Origin of the sequence: Citrobacter portucalensis (assembly GCF_002042885.1) — a bacterium.
Classification (GTDB): domain Bacteria; phylum Pseudomonadota; class Gammaproteobacteria; order Enterobacterales; family Enterobacteriaceae; genus Citrobacter; species Citrobacter portucalensis.
Genome location: NZ_MVFY01000012.1, coordinates 71,918 through 98,298 on the forward strand (window position 1 = coordinate 71,918; position 26,381 = coordinate 98,298).

Consider the following 26,381-nt stretch of genomic DNA (forward strand, 5'->3'; position numbering starts at 1 on the left):
TCTTTCTCAGTATTCGATTCGTCGTTTTGTCTGTGGGTGAGTATAATTCCTCAAGTTAACTTGAGGTAAAGCGATTTATGGAAAAGAAATTACCCCGGATAAAAGCGCTGCTCACACCAGGTGAAGTCGCCAAACGTAGCGGCGTGGCGGTATCGACCCTGCATTTCTATGAAAGCAAAGGGTTAATCAGTAGCATGCGCAACAGCGGCAATCAGCGGCGATACAAACGTGATGTGTTGCGTTACGTCGCGATAATCAAGATTGCTCAACGCATCGGGATCCCGCTGGCCACGATCGGTGACGCGTTAGGTGTATTACCTGAGGGGCATTCGCTTAGTGCCAAAGAGTGGAAGCAGCTCTCTTCGCAATGGCGTGAAGAACTGGACCGACGCATCCATACTTTGGTGGCGCTACGCGATGAGCTGGATGGGTGTATTGGTTGCGGATGCTTGTCACGTAGCGATTGCCCATTGCGTAACCCAGGCGATCAGCTTGGCGAGCAGGGGACCGGAGCGCGCCTGCTGGAAGATGATTAATTGGTTTAAAATATGTGACGGGTATGAAGGATATAAAACTAAAGCGCCACAGAGGGCGCTTTAGTTTGGTTCCGGTCTTTGTCTTTCACTCTATCCCGCTGGTTCACGGGAGGGTTTCCCCCGACATCAACACCCCTCAGTCGAGCACATTAGGGGAGGTTCCGGCCTGTGTTGATAATGTAAGTGTAAGCCACCTCCCTCCATTTGCCAGTGAAATGGTGATTTTTTAGCCAAAAAATTTTACGCATCTTCACCTGTTTTCTTGCGCGAGTTGCGCGAAATAAACACGCCGATGATGTAATCACTCCGCGAAATTTGTTGCCAAATTGCGCATTGACGATAACGTTTGCGCATCGACTGGTTATTTCTTGCGCGTTATAAGAAGAAATGAGTAAAAAGCGGCAAAGTTCAGTTGAAAACCAGCGTATGATCGCTGGATAATCGTTTGCTTTTTTTTACCACCCGTTTTTTATGCGCGGAGCTAAACGTTTGCTTTTTTGCGACACCCCTATTGACGCAAACCTGGCACATGGAGAAAACGTTTAGCAGGCAGTGGATTGTCCAGCACGCATAATGACGAAAAAATAAACTCTCAGGGGATGTTTTCTATGTCTACGCCTTCAGCGCGTACCGGCGGTTCACTCGACGCCTGGTTTAAAATTTCGCTCCGCGGCAGTACCGTTCGTCAGGAAGTCGTTGCCGGATTAACGACCTTCCTGGCCATGGTCTACTCCGTTATCGTGGTTCCGGGGATGCTGGGTAAAGCCGGGTTCCCACCTGCTGCTGTATTTGTGGCGACCTGTCTGGTCGCGGGCGTCGGTTCTATTGTGATGGGCCTGTGGGCAAACCTGCCGCTGGCAATTGGTTGCGCCATTTCTCTGACCGCATTTACCGCATTCAGCCTGGTGCTGGGCCAACATATTAGCGTGCCCGTTGCGCTGGGTGCGGTGTTCCTGATGGGTGTCCTGTTTACCATCATTTCCGCGACCGGTATCCGTAGCTGGATCCTGCGCAATCTGCCGCAGGGCGTTGCGCATGGTACGGGGATTGGTATCGGCCTGTTCCTGCTGCTGATTGCGGCAAACGGTGTCGGTCTGGTAATTAAGAACCCGCTGGACGGCCTGCCGGTTGCGCTGGGTGACTTCGATACCTTCCCGGTCATTATGTCGTTAATTGGTCTGGCGGTGATTATTGGACTCGAAAAACTGAAAGTACCGGGTGGCATTCTGCTGACCATTATCGGTATTTCCGTGGTTGGTCTGATTTTCGACCCGGCCGTGCATTTCTCCGGCATTTTTGCCATGCCGTCTCTGAGTGATGAAAACGGCAACTCGCTGATCGGCAGCCTGGATATCATGGGTGCACTGAACCCGATTGTCCTGCCGAGCGTGCTGGCGCTGGTCATGACCGCTGTCTTCGATGCAACCGGAACCATCCGCGCGGTAGCCGGACAGGCGAATCTGCTGGATAAAGACGGACAGATTATCGACGGTGGCAAAGCGCTGACCACTGACTCCCTGAGCAGCGTGTTCTCTGGTCTGGTGGGTGCAGCTCCGGCGGCGGTTTACATTGAATCCGCAGCGGGTACGGCGGCAGGCGGTAAAACTGGCCTGACAGCGATCACCGTTGGCGTACTGTTCCTGCTGATCCTGTTCCTCTCTCCGCTCTCTTATCTTGTTCCTGTGTACGCAACGGCACCTGCGCTGATGTATGTGGGTCTGTTGATGCTGAGCAACGTCGCGAAAATCGATTTCGCTGACTTTGTCGACGCAATGGCAGGACTGGTTACGGCCGTATTTATCGTGCTGACCTGTAACATCGTTACCGGCATCATGATTGGCTTTGCGACCCTGGTAATTGGCCGCATCGTTTCTGGTGAATGGCGCAAACTGAACATCGGCACCGTGGTGATCGCCATCGCGCTGGTGGCCTTCTACGCCGGCGGTTGGGCTATCTGATTCTGATTTCCTGACGATCCTAAAAACGGGTGGCTTTGGCCGCCCGTTTTCATTTTCAGAACACACTCGTTGTCTTTTGCGTTACTCTCAATTAGATAGAATTGAGGCACGACGCCTCTCATTAGCAATCATAAGAAACATCGCAAACAGGGAACGCATGGAAATCTTTTTCACCATACTTATCATGACCCTTGTGGTCTCGCTGTCGGGGGTATTTACTCGCGTATTGCCCTTCCAACTTCCTTTACCCCTTATGCAGATCGCCATCGGCGCCTTGCTGGCGTGGCCGACGTTTGGTTTGCATGTGGAATTCGATCCTGAGCTGTTCCTGGTTCTGTTCATCCCGCCGCTGCTCTTTGCCGATGGCTGGAAGACACCAACGCGTGAGTTTCTCGAGCACGGGCGAGAGATTTTCGGCCTGGCACTGGCGCTGGTGCTGGTCACGGTAGTCGGCATTGGATTTATGATTTACTGGCTGGTGCCGGGGATCCCTCTCATCCCAGCCTTTGCGCTGGCTGCTGTGCTATCGCCAACCGATGCCGTCGCGCTTTCCGGCATTGTGGGAGAGGGACGTATACCGAAGAAAATCATGGGTATCCTGCAGGGCGAAGCGTTGATGAACGACGCCTCCGGTCTGGTCTCTCTGAAGTTTGCCGTCGCCGTGGCGATGGGGACAATGGTATTCACCGTTGGTGGCGCAACGCTTGAGTTCTTCAAAGTGGCGATTGGCGGCATCCTGGCTGGTTTTGTCGTCAGTTGGCTGTACGGCCGTTCCCTGCGCTTCCTCAGCCGCTGGGGTGGTGACGAGCCGGCAACGCAAATCGTCCTGCTGTTCCTGCTGCCGTTTGCATCTTACCTGATTGCGGAACATATCGGCGTTTCCGGTATCCTCGCAGCGGTCGCAGCCGGGATGACGATCACCCGTTCCGGGGTGATGCGCCGCGCGCCGCTGGCGATGCGTTTACGTGCTAACAGTACCTGGGCGATGCTGGAGTTTGTGTTTAACGGCATGGTCTTCTTGCTGTTAGGGCTACAGTTACCGGGAATTCTGGAGTCTTCTTTGGCGGCGGCCGAGGCCGATCCGAATGTTGAAATCTGGATGCTGTTTACCGATGTCGTGCTGATTTACGTGGCGCTAATGCTGGTGCGTTTTGGCTGGCTGTGGACCATGAAAAAGTTCAGTCTGCGCTTCCTGAAGAAAAAACCGATGGAGTTTGGATCCTGGACGACGCGTGAAATCATGATCGCCTCTTTTGCCGGTGTACGCGGGGCCATTACCCTCGCCGGTGTGCTCTCCATTCCACTGTTGTTACCGGACGGTAGCGGCTTCCCGGCGCGATATGAGCTGATCTTCCTTGCCGCTGGCGTGATCCTGTTCTCGCTGTTTGTCGGCGTGGTGATGCTGCCGATTCTGCTACAACATCTGGAAGTGGCAGACCACTCGCAGCAGCAGAAAGAGGAACGTATCGCCCGCGCCGCCACGGCAGAAGTGGCGATTGTCGCTATCCAGAAAATGGAGGAGCGACTGGCCGCGGACACCGAAGAGAACATCGATAACCAGTTGCTCACCGAGGTGAGTTCACGCGTGATTGGTAACCTGCGCCGACGCGCCGACGGGCGCAACGATGTGGAAAGCTCGATGCAGGAAGAAAACCTCGAACGACGTTTCCGCCTGGCAGCGCTGCGTTCAGAACGCGCGGAGCTTTATCACCTGCGCGCCACGCGTGAAATCAGCAATGAAACGCTGCAAAAACTACTGCACGACTTGGATTTGCTGGAAGCGCTGTTGATTGAGAATCAGTAAACGATAGCGCCTGATGCGCTACGCTTATCAGGCCTACAAGATCGGGAATAGTGATGTAGGCCGGATAAGGCGCTAGCCGCATCCGGCGAAGGGTGTGCCTGATGCGCTACGCTTATCAGGCCTACAAGACCGGCAACAGCGATGTAGGCGGCCGGATAAGGCGCTAGCCGCATCCGGCGAAGGGGTGCCTGATGCGCTACGCTTATCAGGCCTACAAAACCGGCAATAGCGATGTAGGCCGGATAAGGCGTTAGCCGCATCCGGCGAAGGGTGTGCCTGATGCGCTACGCTTATCAGGCCTACAAGATCGGGAATAGTGATGTAGGCCGGATAGGGCGTCAGCCGCATCCGGCGAAGGGTGTGCCTGATGCGCTACGCTTATCAGGCCTACAAGACCGGCAATAGCGATGTAGGCCGGATAAGGCGCTAGCCGCATCCGGCGAAGGGTGTGCCTGATGCGCTACGCTTATCAGGCCTACAAGACCGGCAATAGTGATGTAGGCCGGATAAGGCGCTAGCCGCATCCGGCGAAAGGTGGGCCAAATGGCGCGCAACTGGCTGCAAGAAATTATTCATCGTGTAATTTGCGAGCGGCTTTCCTGAACGAATCCATCCCTCTTGTCGATTCCCTCTTTTATCCATACGGTTGAGGAAAGGGGGAAACATGTCCAACTATCGACGAAATTACATCAATGGGGGAACCTGGTTTTTTACGGTAAATCTGCAGGACCGTCGAAGCCACCTTCTGACAGACAACATTCACGCGCTTCGGTGTGCAATCGCTGCGGTCAAAAAGGTTAGGCCTTTTCGCATCAATGCGTGGGTCGTTTTACCCGAGCATATGCATTGTATATGGACGTTACCTGGCAATGATGCGGATTATTCCTCTCGCTGGCGGGAAATTAAGAAGCATTTCACCCACTCATTGTCTTCCCGACATATCTGGCAATCTCGCTTTTGGGAGCTCACCATCCGTGATGAACATGATTATCGCCAGCATGTTGATTATATTTACATTAACCCGGTGAAGCACGGTTGGGTAAAGCAGGTACAGGCTTGGCCTTTTTCAACATTTCATCGTGACGTGAGGCACGGTTTGTGCCCGCAAGATTGGGCAGGTGAAATCATGGATTTTAATGCGGGTGAACGTGCCTGATGCGCTACGCTTATCAGGCCTACAACACCGGCATACCGATGTAGGCCGGATAAGGCGTTAGCCGCATCCGGCATTTTACGACGCTTGCGGTAGCCAAAACCCTTCACAGCATTTGAGCCACGCCTGGGCGCTGTGCGACAGATACACGCCTTCGCGCCAAATCATGCCCAACTGCCAGCGTAAGTCACTCTCCAGAGGGATCCAGCGCAACGTTTGCTTATCCAGCCGCTGGCAAATCGGCTCCGGTAAAATGGCAATCCCAACTCCGGCTTGTACCATTGCTGCCAGAAAATCCCACTGCCCGCTGCGCACCGCGATGCGGGGCTTGACGTTGTGTTGGCTAAACAGCTCAAGCAATTGGCGGCTCAACGCGAAATCTTCGTTGTAGATAAGCAGCGGATGTTCCGCCAGCGCCTCGGGGGGAATGGATTCGCACGTTGTCCACTGGCCGGAGCGAGGAACCAACACGCAGAGTGGATGGCTAAAAAGCGGTAAGGTTGCCAGACCGCTCTCTTCTTCAACCGGCAGCGCGGTCATCGCGACATCCAGGTCACCGTTCATTACCGCCTGCTGAACGGTTAAGCCGCCAAATTCAGAGACCTTCAGCTCCACGCCGGGATAGCGCTGGCGAAACAGGCCGATCGGCCCAGCCATTAACATCCCCACCATGGGCGGGATACCGAGGCGCAGCACGCCCTTGTTGAGGTGATTAATGTCACTGAGTTCCGCTTCAAGCTGGCGAAACTCGGCAAGGATCGCCAGGCCGCGTTCGAAAACGACCTGCCCGGTGTCGGTTAACAGCAGTCGCCGACCGTCACGGATTAACAGCGTGCAGTTAAGCTCGTCTTCAAGGTTCTTCAACATCTTGCTGATGGTGGGCTGGGTGACAAAAAGCTTCTCCGCTGCGCGGGTAAAGCTCTGCTGACGAACCACCTCAACAAAATAGCGCAGCGTTCTGATATCCATGATTATTCCTTAAGACTATGCCTGCAATGAGTTTAATTCATTTCAGTCCTGGACGGGGGCTCTCTATACTGGCGCTCTCTATTTTTTAAGGACATACCCTCATGGCTGTGGCGATAAGCCGCGTGACGCCTGCTGTCATTCACCGACTCCAGATCCCCGTTCAGGTTCTGTTGTACGCAGGTCTTTTTGTATTTGCTCAATATCTTGTCTCCTGGCTGCATCTGCCGCTTCCTGCCAACCTGGTCGGGATGGTGCTGATGCTGGCGTTAATTGTCTGTCGAGTTATCCCGCTGAACTGGATTCGCGCAGGTGCTCGCTGGTTACTGGCTGAAATGCTGCTGTTTTTTGTCCCGGCGGTGGTCGCCGTTGTGAACTACACGCAGCTGTTGCTGGTTGATGGCTGGCGTATATTTGCCGTGATTGCGATCAGTACGCTGATGGTGCTCGGCGCAACGGCGTGGGTGGTGGATAAAGTGTATCGCTATGAAATGCGCAGGCTAAACCGTGAGTAATTTCCAGTTAAGCGTGTTGTGTCTGGTGATTACGCTGGGTATCTACTTTGCCAATAAGCGCCTGTATCGCCGTTTTCGTAAATTACCCCTAATGCCATTAGTTCTCACCCCGGCCCTGCTGGTGCTGATGCTGGTCTTCGGCCATATCTCCTGGCAAAACTATATTGGTGAATCGCACTGGTTGCTGTGGTTGTTAGGCCCAGCGACCATCGCGTTTGCTGTTCCGGTGTATGACAACCTTGCCGTGATTAAGCGTCACTGGATGTCGCTGACGGCGGGCGTGGTAACGGCAACGCTGGTGGCCGTCACCAGTTCCGTATGGCTGGCGCGCCTGTTTATGTTGCCTGATGAGATCCAACGCAGTCTGGCGGTGCGCTCCGTCACCACACCGTTTGCGCTGGCGGCGGCAGAACCGTTGGGCGGGCAGCCGGACCTGGTGGCATTGTTCGTGGTGGTGACCGGCGTATTTGGTATGGCGGTCGGCGATGTGCTGTTTTTACGGCTTTCCATTCGTGAAGGGATGGCGAAAGGCGCAGGATTTGGCGCAGCATCGCACGGCGCAGGCACGGCACGCTCTTATGAACTCGGTCAGCAGGAAGGGGTCGTTGCCAGCCTGGTGATGATGCTTTCCGGCGTGGTAATGGTGCTGGTGGCACCGCTGGTGGCGAGGCTGATGTTCTGAGAAAGGATGTAATCCTCCGGCCCGAAAGCCGGAGGAGAAGGGAAGTTAGTGCGCGCGACCTTGTTCTACGCCGTACCCGGTCTGGGAACGGATGAACTGAGCACGGAACTGCTCGCGTTCGCGGTTGCCTTCTTCTGAGTTGTCGGTGGCAGAGAAGAACCAGATCCCGAGGAATGCTACGCTGATGGAGAACAGCGCCGGATACTCATACGGGAAAATGGCTTTTTCGTGACCGAGGATCTGGACCCAAATCGTTGGACCAAGAATCATCAGCACGACTGCCGTCAGCAGGCCTAACCAGCCACCCAACATTGCGCCACGCGTGGTCAGTTTCGACCAGTACATAGAGAGCAGAATGATGGGGAAGTTACAGCTCGCCGCGATGGCGAACGCCAGGCCGACCATGAAGGCGATGTTCTGGTTTTCGAACAGCACGCCGAGCACGATGGCAATCACGCCCAGCACCAGCACGGTGATTTTCGAAACCCGCAGCTCTTCACGTTCGGTGGCGCCTTTGCGGAACACGTTGGCGTACAGGTCGTGAGACACTGCCGATGCGCCCGCCAGCGTCAGACCGGCAACCACCGCCAGAATGGTGGCAAACGCCACGGCTGAGATGAAGCCGAGGAACAGGTTACCGCCCACCGCATTCGCCAGGTGAACCGCCGCCATGTTATTACCGCCAATCAGCGCGCCCGCAGCATCTTTGTACGCCGGATTTGCACCTACCAGCATGATTGCGCCAAAGCCGATGATAAAGGTCAGGATATAGAAATAACCCATAAAACCGGTGGCGTAGAACACGCTCTTACGTGCTTCACGGGCATCGCTAACCGTGAAGAAGCGCATCAGGATGTGCGGCAAGCCCGCCGTACCAAACATCAGGCCGAGACCTAACGACAGTGCGGAGATTGGGTCTTTTACCAACCCGCCCGGGCTCATAATGGCTGAACCTTTCGGGTGTACCGCCATCGCTTCGGTGAACAGATTATTGAAGCTAAAGCCGACGTGCTTCATCACCATAAAGGCCATAAAGCTGGCACCGAACAGCAACAGTACGGCTTTGATGATCTGTACCCAGGTGGTCGCCAACATGCCGCCAAACAAAACGTACATCATCATCAGCACGCCAACCAGTACGACAGCGATGTGATAGTTCAGACCAAACAGCAGCTCAATCAGCTTACCTGCACCAACCATCTGCGCGATCAGATACAGCGCAACCACCACCAGGGAACCACAGGCGGACAGAATACGGATTGGCCCTTGCTTCAGACGATAAGACGCAACGTCTGCAAAGGTGTAACGACCCAGGTTACGCAAACGCTCAGCAATCAGGAACAGAATAATTGGCCAGCCGACCAGGAAGCCGAGTGAATAGATCAGCCCGTCATAACCGGAGGTAAAGACCAGCGCGGAAATCCCGAGGAACGATGCCGCCGACATATAGTCGCCCGCAATCGCCAGCCCGTTCTGGAAACCGGTGATGTTACCGCCAGCGGTGTAGTAGTCATTACGCGAACGTACGCGCTTTGACGCCCAGTAGGTAATGCCGAGCGTAAAGATGACGAAAATCAGGAACATAATAATCGCCTGCCAGTTGGTTGGCTGGCGTTGGACTGCACCGCTAATAGCATCCGCCGCGTTTGCGGCGAAGGGCAGCGTGGCGGCAAGCGCCGTCAGGACTCTCTTCATGATGCTTTAACCTCGTGCAAAACCGCATTGTTCAGGCGATCGAATTCACCGTTTGCCCGCCAGATGTAGATCCCGGTCAGGATGAAGGAGATAAGGATCACACCGACCCCAATCGGAATACCGCGGGTGACGCTGGTTCCCGCGTGTAGCGGAGTACCCAGCCAGCCCGGCGCAAAGGCAATCAATAAAATAAAGCTGATATAAACTGCCAGCATGATGATGGACAGAATGGTGGCAAACCGTTGCCGTTTTTCTACTAACTCCCTGAAACGCGCACTGTCTTCTATCCGCTGATAAATTTGGTCATTCATCACAGAGCTCTCCAGAGGTCCCCCTGCGTCTTTCGTGCTACAGGTTCGTTGGCCGCACTTGCCCACCCCAGTCACATAGTGAACTATGCTCTTGGGGATGTGCTCGCTTGCCGCCTTCCTGTAACACGAAATCCTTTGGGGGAGGTTTTTTATATTTCCCTCCCGGTGAAGAGAGGGTAGGGTCAGATTTGTAGGCCGGATAAGACGCTTTCGCGTCGCCATCCGGCATTTTCAGGACTTTGTTATGATGGCATCGCGATGGCCTGCTTCTCTTCGAGCAGTTTCTCCACGACGCCAGGATCGGCGAGGGTCGAGGTATCGCCCAGATTGCTGGTATCGCCCGCCGCGATTTTGCGCAGGATGCGGCGCATGATTTTGCCGGAGCGGGTTTTCGGCAGTGAGTCGGTCCAGTGCAGCACGTCTGGCGTTGCCAGCGGGCCAATTTCTTTACGCACCCAGTTGCGAACTTCGGCGTACAACTCAGGTGACGGCTCTTCACCGTGATTCAGCGTGACGTAGGCGTAGATCGCCTGGCCTTTAATATTATGCGGAATTCCCACCACCGCGGCTTCGGCAATCTTCGGATGTGACACCAGCGCCGATTCGATTTCAGCCGTTCCCAGACGGTGGCCAGAGACGTTCAGCACATCGTCCACACGTCCGGTGATCCAGTAATAGCCATCTTCGTCACGGCGCGCGCCGTCGCCGCTGAAGTACATATTCTTGAAGGTAGAGAAGTAGGTTTGCTCAAAGCGTTCGTGATCGCCAAACAGCGTTCTCGCCTGGCCTGGCCATGAGTCGGTAATCACCAGGTTACCTTCCGTCGCGCCTTCCAGTGGATTACCTTCGTTATCGACAATCGCAGGCTGTACGCCAAAGAACGGACGGGTTGCAGAACCGGCTTTCAGCTCGGTAGCGCCCGGCAGTGGGGTGATCATGAATCCCCCGGTTTCGGTCTGCCACCAGGTATCGACGACCGGGCATTTTTCGTTGCCGATCTTCTTCCAGTACCACTCCCACGCTTCCGGGTTGATCGGCTCGCCAACGGAACCCAGGATACGCAGCGACGAACGGTCAGTACCTTCAATCGCTTTGTCGCCTTCTGCCATCAGTGCGCGAATGGCGGTCGGTGCGGTATACAGAATATTGACCTGGTGCTTGTCCACAACCTGCGACATACGCGCAGGCGTTGGCCAGTTTGGTACGCCTTCGAACATCAGCGTGGTTGCACCGCAGGCCAGCGGGCCGTACAGCAGGTAGCTGTGTCCGGTTACCCAACCCACGTCAGCGGTGCACCAATAGATATCGCCCTGATGGTAATCAAACACGTACTTAAAGGTGGTTGCAGCGTAGACCAGATACCCGCCGGTGGTGTGCAGCACGCCTTTCGGCTTGCCGGTTGAACCGGAGGTATACAGGATAAACAGCGGATCTTCCGCGTTCATCTCTTCCGGTTGGTGTTCTGAGCTGGCTTTCTCGATAAGATCGGACCACCACAGGTCACGGCCTTCCTGCCACTCCGTTTTACCACCGGTACGTTTGAGGACGACCACATGTTCAACGGTTTTTACGTTTGGATTTTTCAGCGCATCATCCACGTTCTTTTTCAGTGGGATAGCGCGTCCGGCGCGTACGCCTTCGTCGGCGGTGATCACCAGGCGTGAATTGGAGTCGATAATACGTCCGGCGACGGCTTCCGGTGAGAAACCACCGAAGATGACAGAATGCACGGCCCCAATGCGGGCACAGGCCAGCATGGCAACCGCAGCTTCTGGCACCATCGGCATATAAATGGCCACCACGTCACCTTTTTTAATGCCTAAATCCAGTAGCGTATTGGCGAAACGGCAGACATCGCGATGCAACTCGCGATAGGTAATGTTTTTGCTTTGGGTAGCGTCATCGCCTTCCCAGATAATGGCGGTACGATCGCCGTTTGCCTGCAGATGGCGGTCAAGGCAGTTTGCGGCCAGGTTCAGGGTGCCGTCTTCGTACCATTTAATAGACACGTTGCCTGGTGCGAAGGAGGTGTTCTTCACCTGGCTGTACGGCTTGATCCAATCAAGAATCTTTCCCTGCTCGCCCCAAAATGTGTCGGGTTCGTTAACGGATTGCTGGTATTTCTCTGCGTACTGCTCCGGATTTATCAGGCAACGATCCGCAATGTTTGCGGGAATAGCGTGTTTATGTATTTGGCTCATGGCTTTTGTTCTCCTTGTAGGATGTTAATAATATGTCTCATAAACGTTAAATGTAGGGGCTTTGAGAGTTTTGTTTAGTATTTGCGCGGCAGATCACGCAATAAACGAATTGTGCAAATTAGCGACAAACTGAATTTTGAAGGGAACTAGCAAAAATTGATTAATTCTCGCGATAACATGCAGTTATCTAAAGGATTGTTGAAAAGGTGATCTGTCTCTGAATTAGACAAAAGAGTGAGAGATTAGAGGGGTGTTATAACTCTAAAGTGGTATTTTACATACACTTACAATTGATTAAAAACAACATTTTCAGTGTGGTTTCTTGTTACAAATAGGGTGGAGCAATGTCATGACAGTATTCGTGTGGTTGCTGTTGTGGAAAACAATAAAAGAACCGCCATTGCAGATAATGGCGTCATCTGGATGAGACCCCTATGGCAAGGATAAAATCACGCGTACGCCGTTTCTTCAGCCTGTTATTACCTTTATTATTTATTTCTGCTGTTCACGCTGAACAAACTTCTGTACCTGCAAAAACCGTCACCGTTGAAGCGAAGAATGAAACCTTCGCACCTCAGCATCCCGATCAATATCTCTCCTGGAAAGCCACGTCTGAGCAATCAGCCCGTGAAGATGCACTGGCAGAAGATCCGCGTCTGGTGATCCTGTGGGCGGGATACCCATTCTCGCGCGATTACAACAAACCGCGGGGACACGCGTATGCCGTGACCGATGTCCGTGAAACCTTACGTACCGGCGCACCAAAAACGGCAGAAGATGGTCCGTTGCCGATGGCCTGCTGGAGCTGTAAAAGCCCGGACGTAGCGCGTCTTATCCAGAAAGACGGTGAAGATGGCTACTTCCACGGTAAATGGGCGCGCGGCGGTCCGGAAATTGTTAACAATCTCGGTTGTGCGGATTGCCATAATACCGCGTCACCAGACTTCGCCAAAGGCAAGCCAGAACTGACTCTGTCGCGTCCTTATGCAGAACGCGCGATGGAAGCCATCGGTAAACCGTTTGAGAAAGCCGGTCGCTTTGACCAGCAATCCATGGTCTGCGGCCAGTGCCACGTGGAATACTACTTCGACGGTAAAAACAAAGCCGTTAAGTTCCCGTGGGACGACGGCATGAAAGTCGAGAACATGGAGAAATACTACGACAACATTGCTTTCTCTGACTGGACCAACTCCCTGTCTAAAACGCCGATGCTGAAAGCGCAGCACCCGGAGTATGAAACCTGGAGCGCGGGCATTCACGGCAAGAACAACGTGACCTGTATCGACTGTCACATGCCGAAAGTGCAAAACGCGGAAGGCAAGATCTATACCGACCATAAGATTGGTAACCCGTTCGACAACTTCCCTCAGACCTGCGCGAACTGCCACACCCAGGACAAAGCGTCCCTGCAAAAAGTGGTCGCCGAGCGTAAACAGGCTATTCATGACCTGAAAATCAAAGTTGAAGATCAGCTGGTTCGTGCGCACTTCGAAGCGAAAGCCGCATGGGATGCGGGCGCGACTGAAGCGGAAATGAAGCCGATTCTGGAAGATATCCGTCACGCACAATGGCGCTGGGACCTGTCTATCGCCTCACACGGCATTCATATGCACGCCCCGGAAGAAGGTCTGCGGATGCTGGGTAGCGCAATGGATAAAGCCGCCGACGCGCGTACCAAACTGGTCCGTCTGCTGGCGACCAAAGGCATCACGCATGAAATTCCGTTGCCGGATATCTCGACCAAAGAGAAAGCCCAGGCGGCGATTGGTCTGAACATGCAGCAAATCAATGCTGAGAAGCAGGACTTCATCAAAACGGTGATTCCGCAGTGGGAAGATCAGGCGCGTAAAAACGGTCTGTTAAGCCAATAACCCCATTTCGCCCCGCAAGGGGCGGATAACTCAACGGAGTGAATATGAGCGTATTACGTTCGTTATTAACTGCTGGGGTGCTGGCGTCAGGCTTGTTATGGAGCCTGAGTGGAATCACTGCCACGCCAACGCCGCAGGAGTCGGATCAACGCTGGACGGTTACCCAACAGCGTAATCCGGATGCCGCCTGTCTGGACTGTCACAAGCCGGATACCGAAGGCATGCATGGTAAGCATGCGGAAGTCATCAACCCGAATAACAAACTGCCGGTCACCTGCACCAACTGTCACGGCCAGCCATCACCGAACCACCGTGAAGGGGTGAAAGATGTGATGCGCTTTAATGAGCCGATGTACAACGTGGAGCAGCAGAACAGCGTCTGTATGTCCTGTCACCTGCCTGAGCAGCTGCAAAAAGCGTTCTGGCCGCACGATGTCCATGTAACCAAAGTGGCGTGTGCCAGCTGTCACTCACTGCATCCGAAGCAAGACACGATGCAAACGCTGAGCGATAAAGGACGGATCAAGATTTGCGTCGATTGCCACAGCGATCAGCGTAACAATCCGAACTTTAACCCGGCGTCGATTCCGTTGCTTAAGGAGCATCCATGAGTTGCTCTCGTCGCCAGTTTATCACCGGCGTCGGCGCGCTGGTGGCAGTGAGCGGGACGGCGGGGCGCGTTGTGGCGAAGACGCTGAACATCAACGGCGTGCGTTACGGTATGGTACATGATGAGTCATTATGCATCGGCTGTACGGCCTGTATGGATGCTTGTCGCGAAGTCAACAACGTGCCGGAAGGCGTATCGCGTCTGACGATTATTCGCAGTGAGCCGCAAGGAACGTTTCCTGATGTGAAGTATCGCTTCTTCCGTCACTCGTGCCAGCACTGCGACCACGCTCCCTGCGTTGACGTCTGCCCGACGGGGGCATCGTATCGTGATGCCGCCAGTGGCATTGTGGATGTGAACCCGGACCTTTGCGTTGGCTGCCAGTACTGCATTGCCGCGTGTCCTTATCGCGTGCGCTTTATCCATCCGGTGAGCAAAACGGCGGATAAATGCGATTTCTGCCGGAAAACCAACCTGAAAGCGGGCAAACAGCCCGCCTGCGTTGAGTCATGTCCGACGAAGGCGCTGACGTTTGGTAATCTGGACGATCCCAACAGCGATATCTCCCGTTTGTTGCAGCAGAAAACGACCTACCGTTACAAGCTGGCGTTGGGTACAAAACCGAAGGTCTACCGCGTTCCCTTTAAATTTGGGGAGGTGAGCCAATGACATCCGCTTCTGCATTTCATTTTGAATCACTGGTGTGGGACTGGCCCATTGCCATCTATCTGTTCCTGATAGGTATCTCTGCCGGACTGGTCACGCTGGCGATTCTGCTGCGTCGCTTCCATCCGGAGGCGGGCGGTTCGGACAGCACGCTGCTGCGCACTACGCTGGTGTTAGGGCCGGGGGCGATTATCCTCGGTCTGTTGATTCTGGTGTTCCACCTGACGCGGCCATGGACTTTCTGGAAACTGATGTTCCACTACAGCTTCACTTCGGTGATGTCGATGGGAGTCATGCTGTTCCAGTTGTACATGGTGGTGTTAGTGCTGTGGCTGGCAAAAATCTTTGAAAAAGAAGTGATTGCCCTGCAACAGCGCTGGCTGCCGCGGTTAGGTATCGTTCAGAAAGTATTGACGCTGATTGCGCCGTTCCATCGTGCGCTTGAGACGTTAATGCTGGTGCTGGCGGTCCTGCTCGGGGCGTACACCGGCTTTCTTCTGTCGGCGCTGAAATCTTACCCGTTCCTGAATAACCCGATCCTGCCGGTGCTGTTCCTGTTCTCTGGGATCTCCTCCGGCGCCGCGGTGGCGCTGATCGCCATGGCGTTACGCCATCGTAGCAACCCGCACAGTACCGAAGCGCACTTTGTGCATCGTATGGAAGTCCCGGTGGTATGGCTGGAGATCTTCCTGCTGGCGGCGTTCTTCGTCGGTCTGGCGCTGGGCGATGACGGCAAAATGCGCGCGCTGGCGGCGGCACTGGGCGGCGGATTCTGGACCTGGTGGTTCTGGCTTGGCGTGGCTGGGCTTGGGCTGATACTGCCGATGCTACTAAAACCCTGGGCCAACCGCAGTTCGACGTTTCATGGCGTGCTGGCAGTGTGCGGCGCCAGCCTGACCGGCGTACTGCTGCTGCGTTTTTTTATACTCTATGCGGGTCAGCTAACCGTTGCGTAAGGTGATATCTGGACGTTCTCCTTCCTGAAGCCGGTTTTCTGGCGCTGTTATTAAGCCTTGGGGTCAACGTGTTGACCCCGCTTGCCGTGCTGGTGGGTGTCCGCCAGCGCTGGCAAGGGGTGATGCGGCTTGCAACGGTGGGCGTGTGGGCGCAATTTACCCTGCTACTGCTGGCTTTTGCCATTCTGGTATTCTGCTTTTTGACCAGCGACTTTTCGGTGGTCTACGTTGCTCAGCACAGCTACAGCCTGCTGCCGTGGGGATTAAAACTGGCGGCGGTGTGGGGCGGTCATGAAGGATCGCTGCTGCTGTGGGTGCTGTTTCTTTCCGGCTGGAGCGCGCTGTTCGCTTTACGCTATCGGCGTGATACCGACGCGCTGTTTCCGCTGACGCTCAGCGTCCTCTCAATGATTACGGCCCTGCTGCTACTGTTTGTGGTGGTATGGTCCGATCCGTTTGTGCGTATCTTCCCGCCAGCCATTGAAGGGCGCGACCTTAACCCGATGCTGCAACATCTCGGGTTAATCCTCCATCCACCTCTGCTGTACCTGGGTTACGGTGGTTTGATGGTGGCGGCAGGCGTGGCGCTGGCCTCGCTGCTACGTGGTGACTTTAATACGCAGAGCGCCTGGGTGTGCTGGCGCTGGGCGCTGCCCGGCTGGTGCGCGCTGACGCTGGGGATTATCCTCGGCTCCTGGTGGGCCTACTGCGAGCTGGGCTGGGGCGGCTGGTGGTTCTGGGACCCGGTTGAAAATGCCTCCTTATTACCCTGGCTTTCCGCCAGCGCGCTGCTGCATAGCCTGTATATCACGCGCCAGCGCGGAATCTTCCGCCACTGGTCGCTGTTGCTGGCGATCGTCACGCTGATTTTATCGCTGCTAGGGACGCTGATTGTACGTTCCGGTATTCTCGTTTCGGTGCATGCTTTCGCGTTGGATAACGTCCGCGCCGCGCCGCTGTTTGCGCTGTTTACCGTGTTGAGTCTGGCGTCGCTCGGGCTGTACGCCTGGCGGGGCCAGCAAGTCCGGCAGAATGCGCGTTTTGGCGGTTGGTCACGCGAGATGCTGATTCTGGTTGCGCTGCTGCTCTTTAGTGCGGTGCTGCTGATTGTGTTGATTGGCACGCTCTACCCGATGATTTACGGGCTGTTCGGCTGGGGACGGCTCTCCGTAGGCGCACCGTACTTTAACCGCGCTACGCTGCCCTTTGGCCTGCTGATGCTGCTGGTTATCGTGCTGGCAACGGTCAGAAGCCGCAACGTGTCTTTCCGCATCCAGCTTCCGGCACTGCTGGCGCATGCCGGGGTGCTGGTGTTTGCGGCGGGGATCGTCTTTTCCAGCGGTAGCCGTCGGGAGATAAGCCTGAACCTGAGCCCTGGGCAGCAGGTTGAACTGGCGGGTTACATTTTCCGTTTTGAGCGTCTCGACCTGGAAGCCAAAGGTAACTACACCAGTGAAAAAGCGCAGATCACGCTGTGGCACAATGAGAAACGTATTGGCAGCCTGCAACCCGAAAGGCGCTTCTATGCCGCGCGACGTCAACAGATGATGGAGCCGGGGATCCGCTGGAATCTGATGCATGACTGGTACGCGGTAATGGGTGAAAAAACCGGACCTGACCGCTATGCCATGCGTTTGTACGTGCAGACCGGCGTGCGCTGGATTTGGGGCGGAGGGCTATTAATGGTCTTTGGCGCGCTGCTGAGCGCATGGCGAGGAAGGAAGCATCCAGAGTTATTGCCTGATGGCGCTGCGCTTATCAGGCCTACGAGTGAAAAGCATGGTAGGCCGGATAAGGCGTTCACGCCGCCATCCGGCAAAACGATGTTACTTGTGGCTTTACTGATTTTTCTACCTTTTACCACCCATGCCCAGGTTGTGGATACCTGGCACTTTGAAAATCCGCAACAGCAGGAACAAGCGCTGTCCATTGCCAGCCAGCTTCGCTGCCCGCAGTGTCAAAACCAAAACTTGCTGGAATCCAATGCGCCGGTAGCGGTCAGTATGCGCCATCAGGTTTATAGCATGGTGGCGGAAGGGAAAAGCGAAGCCGAGATCACGACATGGATGACCGAGCGTTATGGTGACTTCGTTCGTTATAATCCGCCGCTGAATGAGCAAACGCTGCTGCTGTGGGCGTTACCGTGCCTGTTGTTATTGCTGGTAGGTGTGGTGGTCTGGCGAGTGAGAAGACGTCAGCATACGGAGGAAGGTGAACAATGAACCAGTCCGAACCGCTGTTACGCCCAATGCCTGTGAAGCGGCTGACCGCTGCGGCGGTGCTGATGGTTGTGGCCTGCATTGGAGGCTACTTGTTGACGCCAAAATGGCAGGCGGTTCGTCAGGAGCAGACGAGACTGGCGGACCCTTTACATGCTTTCTCCGATGAGAATGTTCAGGAAAAACAGTTGCTTTTGCTGCAATCGCAGATTCGCGCTAATCCCCAGGACGGCGTGAAATGGGCGCAACTCGGGGAGTACTATCTTTGGCAAAACGCGTATCATAATGCGCTGCTGGCCTACGAGCAGGCGCTGCGTGTCGGCGGTGAAAATGCTGAGATCTATTCCGCGATGGCAACGGTATTGTATTACCAGGCCGGACAACATATGACGCCACCCACTCGCGAGATGATTGATAAGGCTCTGGCGCTGGACCCGGCAGAGGTCACCGCGCTGATGCTGTTAGCCTCAGATGCGTTTATGCAGGCAGACTACGCCCAGGCTATTTCAGTGTGGCAAAAGGTTATGGATTTAAACTCGCCTAGGGTGAACCGGGCACAGCTCGTTGACTCTATTAATATGGCGAAGTTATTGCAGAATCGGCAAAAATAAATTTGTTTTTTTTGTGATTTGTATCATTTGGCCTGTTTAAAAAACAGGCAAACGAACAAATGGGCGAAAAAAACTCACACCATGACTTCTTCATTTTTGAACATATTAAAATTCTTTTATAACAAAAAGTTATTCATCAATACCGCGATAAAATTGCATTTTTATGCATAAAATCAGCCAAAAGCCCTGTTCTTAGAGGGTTGCGCGGAATGCCATGCAGATGATAATGATAATAAGCGTTAAAAAACTCCATAAACGAACGCAACACAATTCATACCCTTTCAGTATGTACTATTCCCACACACCGCATGTGGAATAGCGCTCCATCGAGGAAGTCCGTTGTTATGAAAAATTTGAAAGTCAGCCTGGCATGGCAGATTCTAATCGCCATGGTGCTGGGCATTCTGCTAGGGAGTTACCTGCATTACCATAGTGACAGCCGTGAATGGCTGGTTGTAAACCTGCTGTCACCGGCGGGCGATATCTTTATCCATCTGATCAAAATGATCGTTGTGCCCATTGTCATCTCTACGCTGGTTGTCGGTATCGCCGGAGTCGGTGATGCAAAACAGCTGGGCCGCATTGGCGCCAAAACTATTCTCTATTTCGAAGTGATCACCACCGTGGCGATTATCCTTGGGATCACGCTGGCTAATGTGTTCCAGCCGGGTTCCGGGATTGATATGTCGCAACTGGCGACCGTGGATATTTCGAAATATCAAAGCACGACTGCAGAAGTACAGAGCCACGCGCATGGTTTGATGGGGACAATTTTGTCACTGGTGCCGACCAATATCGTCGCCTCGATGGCAAAAGGCGATATGCTGCCGATTATCTTCTTCTCGGTGCTGTTCGGTTTAGGTTTGTCTTCCCTGCCGGCAACTCACCGCGAACCGCTGGTTACCGTGTTCCGCTCTATTTCCGAAACCATGTTTAAAGTGACCCACATGGTTATGCGCTATGCGCCAGTCGGCGTTTTCGCGCTGATTGCCGTTACCGTCGCGAACTTCGGTTTTGCCTCCCTGTGGCCGCTGGCGAAGCTGGTGCTGTTGGTGCACTTTGCCATCCTGTTCTTCGCGCTGGTGGTGCTGGGGATTGTTGCGCGTATCTGCGGTTTGAGCATCTGGATCCTGATCCGCATTCTGAAAGACGAGTTGATTCTGGCTTACTCTACCGCCAGCTCCGAGAGCGTACTGCCGCGTATTATCGAGAAGATGGAAGCCTATGGCGCACCGGCTTCAATCACCAGCTTTGTGGTGCCGACCGGCTACTCATTCAACCTTGATGGTTCAACGCTGTACCAGAGTATTGCCGCGATCTTTATTGCGCAGCTGTATGGTATCGACCTGTCGCTGTGGCAGGAAATCGTGCTGGTGTTGACGTTGATGGTGACCTCGAAAGGGATTGCGGGCGTGCCGGGCGTATCATTCGTGGTGCTGCTGGCAACGCTGGGCAGCGTGGGGATCCCGCTGGAAGGCCTGGCGTTTATTGCCGGTGTTGACCGTATCCTCGACATGGCGCGTACCGCGCTGAACGTGGTGGGTAACGCACTGGCGGTGCTGGTTATCTCCAAGTGGGAACACAAATTTGACCGCAAAAAAGCGCTGGCCTATGAGCGCGAAGTATTAGGTAAGTTTGATAAGACCGCCTTGTAGGCCGGATAAGGCAACGCCGCCATCCGGCAACCTGCTCCGGGTTGCCTGATGGCGCTACGCTTATCAGGCCTACAACGACTACCCGTTGGTTAACTTATCAAACTCTTCGCAGCCGGTATCGAATCCTTCCGTACAGCTCAGATTCAGCCAGTGCAGTGCCTTCTGTTTATTCTTCACGATAAAACCCTGCTCACCGTTTAAGAACATCATCCCGGCCCAGTATTCGGAATAGCCGGTGCGGGAAATGGCAGAGCTACGTTTGAAATACCACGTCGCTTTCTCATCGTCTGCGGGAATACCCACGCCGTTGGCGTAAATCAGCCCAAGCAGCATTTGCGCGTCGACGGCGGAGTCGTTTTCCAGGTCCTCGGAGGCGTTTTGCAGCAAGGTAATGGCTTTGGGGTAATCGGTGTGTCCAGCCTGAGTATTGACCAGAATACGCGCCAGCGTAATTTCCCCGGTTTTACTGCCTGCCTGGGTCGCTTTTTCCGCCAGCGTTTTGGCCTGAGGGTAATCCAGACTGACCGGATTGGTAATCTTAATCTGTGCCAGCAATGCGTAAGCATCGGCATCACCATTGTCGGCGGCTTTTTGCGCCCAATATTCCGCTTTACCCAAATCGCCTGAGCTAAACCAGGTATCAGCGAGGAAATATTGTGCACGTCGGTCTCCGGACTCGGCGGCTTTCAAAAACTGACTACCGGGCTCTTCGGCATGGACAAAGCATGTCATTAACACCATCAAGGCGAAAAGTCGTTTCATCTTATATTTAGATTTAGTGTAGGGAATGAACAGTATAGAGAGATTATATGCATAAAAAAACGGCCTCCGAATGGAGGCCGTCAGGGGAAGCTTAACCCATCGCGCTTTCGCGCAGGCTGGCTTTCAGCTTGGTGTACTCATCAATGACATACTGCTCGGCAGCGCGCTGATCGGCAATGCGTTCAACGTTTACAGCACAGTACTTATACTCCGGCGTTTTGGTAATCGGGCTTAAGTTCTCGGTTACCAGTTCATTACATGCGCCAATCCACCACTGGTAGGTCATGTAAATCGCGCCTTTGTTTGGACGATCGCTGACTGCCGCACGGGTAATGACCCGGCCTTTACGCGAGTTCACCCACACCAGCTCTTCATCCTGGATGCCCAGGCGTTCTGCGTCGGCGGTGTTGATCTGGGCATAGCCCGGTTCATCCGCCAGCGCGGCCAACGCCGCACAGTTACCGGTCATCGAACGGCAAGAGTAGTGGCCGACTTCACGCACTGTAGACAGTACCATCGGGTACTCCTCAGTGAGTTTGTCGATTGGCGCTACCCAGTCGCAGGTGAAGAACTGCGCCAGGCCGTTCGGGGTGTCGAACTTCTCTTTGAAGAGATAAGACGTACCCTGGTCGGCTTCTGAGGTGTCGCGGCAAGGCCACTGGATATAACCCAGTTCGCCCATTTTCTCGTAAGTGGCACCGTAGAAATCCGGGCACAGATGACGCAACTCGTCCCAGATTTCCTGGGTGTTGTTGTAGTGCATCGGGTAGCCCATACGGGTGGCGATTTCACTGATAATCTGCCAGTCCGTTTTCAGATCCCACTTCGGCTCAACGGCTTTAAAGAAGCGCTGGAAGCCACGGTCAGCTGCGGAGAATACGCCTTCATGCTCACCCCATGACGTAGACGGTAAAATAACGTCTGCGGCAGCGGCAGTTTTGGTCATGAAGATATCCTGCACGATGACCAGTTCCAGATCCTCAAAGCCTTTGCGCACTGCGGAGAGTTCAGCATCGGTTTGTAATGGATCTTCACCCATGATGTACGCCGCGCGTACTTCGCCATGCGCTGCACGGTGCGGCAGTTCGCTGATGCGATAGCCGGTATGAGCAGGCAGACTTTCCACGCCCCAGGCTTTAGCGAACTTCTCGCGGTTAGCCGGATCTTTCACATACTGATAGCCCGGATAAGTATCCGGCAGCGCGCCCATGTCACATGCGCCCTGAACGTTGTTCTGCCCACGAACCGGGTTAACGCCCACGCTCGGCTTACCGAGGTTGCCGGTCAGCATTGCGAGGCTGGTCAGTGAACGCACGGTTTCCACGCCCTGATAGAACTGGGTAACACCCATGCCCCACAGGATGGCCGCGCTTTTCGCCGTGGCATACATACGTGCAGCCTGACGAATATCCTGCGCGCTAACGCCAGTGATATCTTCGACGGACTCCGGCGTGTAGCCTTCGACGATCTTGCTGTACTCTTCGAATCCTTCCGTACGGGAGGCGACGAACGCCTGGTCATACAGTTTTTCTTCGATGATGACATGAGCCATAGCGTTGAGCAGCGCGATGTTCGAGCCGTTTTTCAACGCGATGTGCATGTCGGCAATACGCGCGGTTTCAATTTTGCGCGGATCGCAGACGATGATTTTCGCCCCGTTACGTTTAGCATTAATCACGTGATTCGCCACGATCGGGTGGGAATCCGCCGGGTTGTACCCGAAGATGAATACTAAATCTGTGTTATCAATTTCATTGATAGCATTACTCATTGCGCCGTTACCGACCGATTGGTGCAGACCTGCAACCGATGGGCCGTGTCAGACGCGAGCGCAGCAGTCAACGTTATTGGTACCAATAACGGCGCGCGCGAATTTTTGCATTACATAGTTGGTTTCGTTACCTGTACCGCGAGATGAACCGGTCGTCTGAATAGCGTCCGGGCCGTACTTCGCTTTGATGGCGCTCAGGCGATCGGCGACGTAATTCAGCGCTTCATCCCAGGAAACAGATTCCAGTTTGCCGCCACGCTGGCGACGGATCATAGGGGTTTTCAGACGAGGGGTCAGGATCTGGGTATCATTGATAAAATCCCAGCCATAGTAGCCCTTCAGACACAGGGTACCCTGGTTGGTTTTCCCCTGCGCCGCTTCAGCCCGGACGATTTTGCCGTTATCGACCACCAGGTTGATTTTGCAACCTGATGCGCAATATGGGCAAACCGTGACGACTTTTTTCATCGGTCTCGCTCCAGTTAATCAAATCGCGCATACGCGCTTGTCGTTTTTGTTATGCATCTTTTATGCCATGTTTTTATCAGGGGCATTAGTCGATATTACGGGCGAATTTTGCGCAAAACCCTGACGAAAAACAGGCTGTCGTCATATTTGACGTGACGAATCTCCAATACGTGACGCCCCGGCAGTGTGACCGAGGTTATGTTTCCCGCACATCCTTGTGCCTTATCGCTGTCACTCTGTGCAGAATCAATCACACTCATTTAAGTTGGCCAGAAATGGGGAAAAACAATGAAGCCAGCCATACTGGTTGTGGATGATGACATCGCTGTCTGCACGCTTTTACAGGATGTGCTGAGCGAACACGTCTTTACGGTGACCGCCTGTCACACCGGGCAGGAGGCGCTGCGCTGCATTGAGACTCAGCCGGATATCGCTCTGGTATTGCTGGACATGATGTTGCCCGATATCAACGGTCTGATGGTGTTGCAGCAGGTGCAAAAGATGAGACCCGGATTACCGGTGGTGATGCTGACCGGGCTTGGCAGCGAGTCGGATGTGGTTGTTGGGCTGGAAATGGGGGCTGACGACTATATCGGTAAGCCGTTCAATGCGCGGGTGCTGGTGGCGCGGGTAAAGGCGGTGCTCAGACGCGTTGGCGTGTTAACGGCAGAAAGCGGCGGCCCACAGACCACGGGGCTTTCTTTCAATGGCTGGCATCTGGATACCGCCGGTTGCCAGCTGCATAATCCCCAGCAGTTGAAGGTGGAGTTGACGCAGGGGGAATACAGCCTGCTGTTGGCGCTGGCCCAAAATGCCCGGCGGGTGCTGAGCCGGGAACAACTGCTGGAGCTGACGCGCAGCGACAGCGTTGAGGTGTTTGACCGCACTATTGACGTGTTAATCATGCGGCTGCGGCGAAAAATAGAGAACAACCCGCACCAGCCAATGTTGATCAAAACCCTGCGTGGGCTGGGTTATGTGTTTGCCGCCGACGTGCAGCATCACGATAAGGCGGCGTGATCGTGCGCAGTTGCCGGATGCAGCGTAAACGCCTTATCCGGCCTACAAAAGCGATAACAACTCCGTAGGCCTGATAAGCGTAGCGCATCAGGCGTCAGCCATTTCTGCTTTCAACTCTGCCAGCGTCTTCGCGCCATCTATCGCATTCGCGCACAGCAAGCTTGCCCGCGCACAGGCGTGTGCCAACCTGACGCTGTCCGTCAGCGACCAGCGCTCATGACAGCCATACAAAAATCCAGCGCAAAACGCATCTCCCGCTCCGACGCTGCCAACGATCTCCTCCTGCGCCAGGTACTGCGACGGGATCCAGACGCCCGGCAGATCCGGCGCTTCACCCCAGGCACCTTCCGGACAGTGGATCACCACCCGCTGGCGTACACCTGCATCCAATAATTCGCGTGCGGCGGTGGCGATGTGCGCAATATGCAGTTCGCCGTTGGGCTGGCGGATCTCCAGCCCGCTGAACTCCCCGGCTTCCAGCTCGTTAATCACCAGATAGTCGAGATGGCGCAGGGCTGGCATCACCAGCGGTTGATAGCGCGGGTCGCCCTTGCGTGAGACCAGATCCAGCGACGTTTCAAAGCCGGTGTCGCGCATTTGCGCCAGCAGCCGTGCGCTACGCGTCCCGTACTCCTCATCCGGCATGTCCAGACTGTCGAGCAGCAGCAGATATCCCAGATGGAAGATTTTCATCGAGGTATCCAGTTGCTCAAACGCAGGCAGATCGAGTAGCCGATTGGCACCGGGCGAGTGGAAAAAGGTGCGCTGACCGCTGGGATCGGTCATCACCTGCGACATCGACGTGGGGGCGAATGTGGTGCGCTGCACGTGTTGGCGATTAACGTGATACTGCTCCAGCATCGCCATGATGTAGTCGCCGTCGCTGTCCTGACCGATTAACCCCACCGCCTGCAACGGCAGCCCAGTGTGCATTTTTGCCAGCGTCAGCAGCACATTAAGCGGCGCACCGCCCGTGGCGCGTTCGCTACGGGTGATTTCCGCCAGCCAGCCACGTTCCGGCCACTGCACAATTTGATGCACGTGATCGACCAGCATGTTGCCTGCGGCGATAACGCCTTTGCGTTCCATCAGACCCGTCCCGCGCTGCCAAAAATGCGCATCTGTTCCGAAACGGTATCGGTAATGGCCTCTTCAATGCCGAGCAGCAGTTCGGCGAATTCGTCGTACAGCGGCTGGCGATTCGCCATCCGTGTTTCTACCGCCGACAGCGCCGCCTGCGACATGCCGGTATAGAAGTTGATTTTGTGAATGCCGAGTTCAATCGCGCGCTTGAAATCGTCGTCGCTAATGCCGGAGCCGCCGTGCAGTACCAGCGGGATTGCCGCCTGCTGGCGAATGGCGTCCAGACGCGGGAAGTCGAGCAGCGGTTCGCCTTTATATTTGCCGTGGGCATTGCCAATGGCGACCGCCAGCGCGTCAATCCCGGTTCTGTCGACGAAATCGCGCGCCATCATTGGGTCGGTAAATAGCGACTCGTCGGCATGACCGTACAGCGCGCCGCCCTCATCACCGCCCACCGCACCCAGTTCGGCTTCCACCGACACGCCGACGGCATGGCACATCTTCACCACTTCGCGGGTCTGGCGGATATTTTCTTCATACTCCAGCGTGGAGCCATCGAACATCACTGAACTGAACCCTAAGCGTAGTGCCCGAACTACCGACTCAAAGTGCAGGCCGTGGTCAAGGTTTAGCACCACCGGAATGTCATGCCGCGCGGCTTCGAACTTGACCGCTTCGACCAGAGAATCCAGCGAGATATATTTAAAATGTACTTCGGCGATATTGATGATAAACGGCGAACGTTCCTGCTTTGCCGCGGCAAACAGCGCGCGCAGGAAGTGTGAATCCAGAACATTAAATGCCCCTAAGGCATAACGATGCTCACGGGCATGTGCAAGGCCATCAGCGAGAGATATCAACGGCATAA

General features: G+C 54.7%; 22 protein-coding genes. 14 read left to right on the forward strand and 8 right to left on the reverse strand.

From position 1 onward, the window contains the following. The first annotated feature begins 77 nt into the window (after nt 1–77). The 4 genes from soxR (at nt 78) to BZK40_RS17690 (ending at nt 5,454) form a co-directional block, all read left to right on the forward strand. Entirely contained in the window at nt 78–536 is a 459-nt protein-coding gene (gene soxR, locus BZK40_RS17670; RefSeq protein ID WP_003826630.1) for a redox-sensitive transcriptional activator SoxR, read from the forward strand. Between the two features lie 608 nt (nt 537–1,144). Continuing rightward, nucleotides 1,145–2,494, forward strand: a complete 1,350-nt coding sequence (gene ghxP / locus BZK40_RS17675; protein ID WP_003826632.1) for a guanine/hypoxanthine transporter GhxP — start codon at nt 1,145–1,147, stop codon at nt 2,492–2,494. 157 nt (nt 2,495–2,651) lie between these two features. Next, nucleotides 2,652–4,298 carry a Na+/H+ antiporter gene (locus tag BZK40_RS17685; protein ID WP_003826634.1) on the forward strand — a complete coding sequence of 549 codons (1,647 nt, stop codon included), beginning with the start codon at nt 2,652–2,654 and terminating at the stop codon, nt 4,296–4,298. Nucleotides 4,299–4,962: 664 nt separating this feature from the next. After that, nucleotides 4,963–5,454, forward strand: a complete 492-nt coding sequence (locus BZK40_RS17690; protein WP_079935030.1) for an REP-associated tyrosine transposase — start codon at nt 4,963–4,965, stop codon at nt 5,452–5,454. A 75-nt stretch (nt 5,455–5,529) separates the two neighbouring features. Here BZK40_RS17690 and BZK40_RS17695 read toward each other — a convergent pair whose 3' ends face one another. Further along, nucleotides 5,530–6,420 (reverse strand): LysR family transcriptional regulator, encoded by an 891-nt coding sequence (locus tag BZK40_RS17695; protein ID WP_003826636.1) that lies wholly within the window; start codon nt 6,418–6,420, stop codon nt 5,530–5,532. 101 nt (nt 6,421–6,521) lie between these two features. Between BZK40_RS17695 and BZK40_RS17700 the strand changes: the two genes are divergently transcribed. After that, nucleotides 6,522–6,932, forward strand: a complete 411-nt coding sequence (locus BZK40_RS17700; RefSeq protein WP_003826638.1) for a CidA/LrgA family protein — start codon at nt 6,522–6,524, stop codon at nt 6,930–6,932. Continuing rightward, nucleotides 6,925–7,614, forward strand: coding sequence for an LrgB family protein (locus BZK40_RS17705; RefSeq protein WP_003031745.1), 690 nt, complete (start codon nt 6,925–6,927; stop codon nt 7,612–7,614). Before BZK40_RS17700 ends, BZK40_RS17705 begins: the two co-directional genes overlap by 8 nt. A gap of 45 nt (nt 7,615–7,659) precedes the next feature. Here the strand turns inward: BZK40_RS17705 and actP are convergent, their stop codons facing one another. The 3 genes from actP to acs form a co-directional block, all read right to left on the reverse strand. Continuing rightward, a complete protein-coding gene (actP, locus tag BZK40_RS17710; RefSeq protein WP_008786931.1) occupies nt 7,660–9,309 on the reverse strand; it encodes a cation/acetate symporter ActP in 1,650 nt (549 codons plus the stop codon). Further along, nucleotides 9,306–9,620 carry a DUF485 domain-containing protein gene (locus BZK40_RS17715; RefSeq protein WP_003031750.1) on the reverse strand — a complete coding sequence of 105 codons (315 nt, stop codon included), beginning with the start codon at nt 9,618–9,620 and terminating at the stop codon, nt 9,306–9,308. The genes actP and BZK40_RS17715 overlap by 4 nt, the downstream gene beginning before the upstream one ends. A gap of 242 nt (nt 9,621–9,862) precedes the next feature. Continuing rightward, complete coding sequence (gene acs / locus BZK40_RS17720; RefSeq protein WP_003826645.1) at nt 9,863–11,821, reverse strand: acetate--CoA ligase; 1,959 nt, start codon at nt 11,819–11,821, stop codon at nt 9,863–9,865. Nucleotides 11,822–12,255: 434 nt separating this feature from the next. Here acs and nrfA point away from each other — a divergent pair, with 434 nt between their 5' ends. The 7 genes from nrfA (at nt 12,256) to gltP (ending at nt 20,409) form a co-directional block, all read left to right on the forward strand. Continuing rightward, a complete protein-coding gene (gene nrfA / locus BZK40_RS17730) occupies nt 12,256–13,692 on the forward strand; it encodes an ammonia-forming nitrite reductase cytochrome c552 subunit (RefSeq protein ID WP_003826647.1) in 1,437 nt (478 codons plus the stop codon). A 44-nt stretch (nt 13,693–13,736) separates the two neighbouring features. Beyond that, nucleotides 13,737–14,303, forward strand: coding sequence for a cytochrome c nitrite reductase pentaheme subunit (nrfB, locus tag BZK40_RS17735; RefSeq protein ID WP_003826649.1), 567 nt, complete (start codon nt 13,737–13,739; stop codon nt 14,301–14,303). After that, complete coding sequence (nrfC, locus tag BZK40_RS17740) at nt 14,300–14,971, forward strand: cytochrome c nitrite reductase Fe-S protein (RefSeq protein WP_003031761.1); 672 nt, start codon at nt 14,300–14,302, stop codon at nt 14,969–14,971. Before nrfB ends, nrfC begins: the two co-directional genes overlap by 4 nt. Further along, nucleotides 14,968–15,924 (forward strand): cytochrome c nitrite reductase subunit NrfD, encoded by a 957-nt coding sequence (gene nrfD / locus BZK40_RS17745; RefSeq protein WP_032942109.1) that lies wholly within the window; start codon nt 14,968–14,970, stop codon nt 15,922–15,924. The genes nrfC and nrfD overlap by 4 nt, the downstream gene beginning before the upstream one ends. Nucleotides 15,925–15,932: 8 nt before the next feature. After that, on the forward strand, nt 15,933–18,146 hold the full coding sequence (nrfF, locus tag BZK40_RS17750; RefSeq protein WP_079935031.1) for a heme lyase NrfEFG subunit NrfF: 2,214 nt from the start codon (nt 15,933–15,935) through the stop codon (nt 18,144–18,146). After that, a complete protein-coding gene (gene nrfG / locus BZK40_RS17755; protein WP_003826658.1) occupies nt 18,143–18,754 on the forward strand; it encodes a heme lyase NrfEFG subunit NrfG in 612 nt (203 codons plus the stop codon). The genes nrfF and nrfG overlap by 4 nt, the downstream gene beginning before the upstream one ends. 344 nt (nt 18,755–19,098) lie before the next feature. Further along, complete coding sequence (gltP, locus tag BZK40_RS17760; protein WP_020996087.1) at nt 19,099–20,409, forward strand: glutamate/aspartate:proton symporter GltP; 1,311 nt, start codon at nt 19,099–19,101, stop codon at nt 20,407–20,409. Nucleotides 20,410–20,487: 78 nt separating this feature from the next. Here the strand turns inward: gltP and yjcO are convergent, their stop codons facing one another. Continuing rightward, on the reverse strand, nt 20,488–21,171 hold the full coding sequence (yjcO, locus tag BZK40_RS17765) for a Sel1 family TPR-like repeat protein YjcO (protein ID WP_032934129.1): 684 nt from the start codon (nt 21,169–21,171) through the stop codon (nt 20,488–20,490). Nucleotides 21,172–21,262: 91 nt separating this feature from the next. Next, nucleotides 21,263–23,410, reverse strand: a complete 2,148-nt coding sequence (fdhF, locus tag BZK40_RS17770) for a formate dehydrogenase subunit alpha (RefSeq protein ID WP_079935032.1) — start codon at nt 23,408–23,410, stop codon at nt 21,263–21,265. A gap of 288 nt (nt 23,411–23,698) precedes the next feature. On the opposite strand from fdhF, the gene BZK40_RS17775 reads away from it, so the two are divergent. Continuing rightward, nucleotides 23,699–24,430 carry a response regulator transcription factor gene (locus BZK40_RS17775; protein WP_008786942.1) on the forward strand — a complete coding sequence of 244 codons (732 nt, stop codon included), beginning with the start codon at nt 23,699–23,701 and terminating at the stop codon, nt 24,428–24,430. A gap of 87 nt (nt 24,431–24,517) precedes the next feature. Here the strand turns inward: BZK40_RS17775 and BZK40_RS17780 are convergent, their stop codons facing one another. After that, nucleotides 24,518–25,522: a carbohydrate kinase family protein gene (locus BZK40_RS17780; RefSeq protein ID WP_095533153.1), complete on the reverse strand. Its 1,005-nt coding sequence runs from the start codon at nt 25,520–25,522 to the stop codon at nt 24,518–24,520. Continuing rightward, on the reverse strand, nt 25,519–26,379 hold the full coding sequence (locus BZK40_RS17785; RefSeq protein ID WP_003826670.1) for a ketose 1,6-bisphosphate aldolase: 861 nt from the start codon (nt 26,377–26,379) through the stop codon (nt 25,519–25,521). Before BZK40_RS17785 ends, BZK40_RS17780 begins: the two co-directional genes overlap by 4 nt. Between the last annotated feature and the right edge of the window lie 2 nt (nt 26,380–26,381).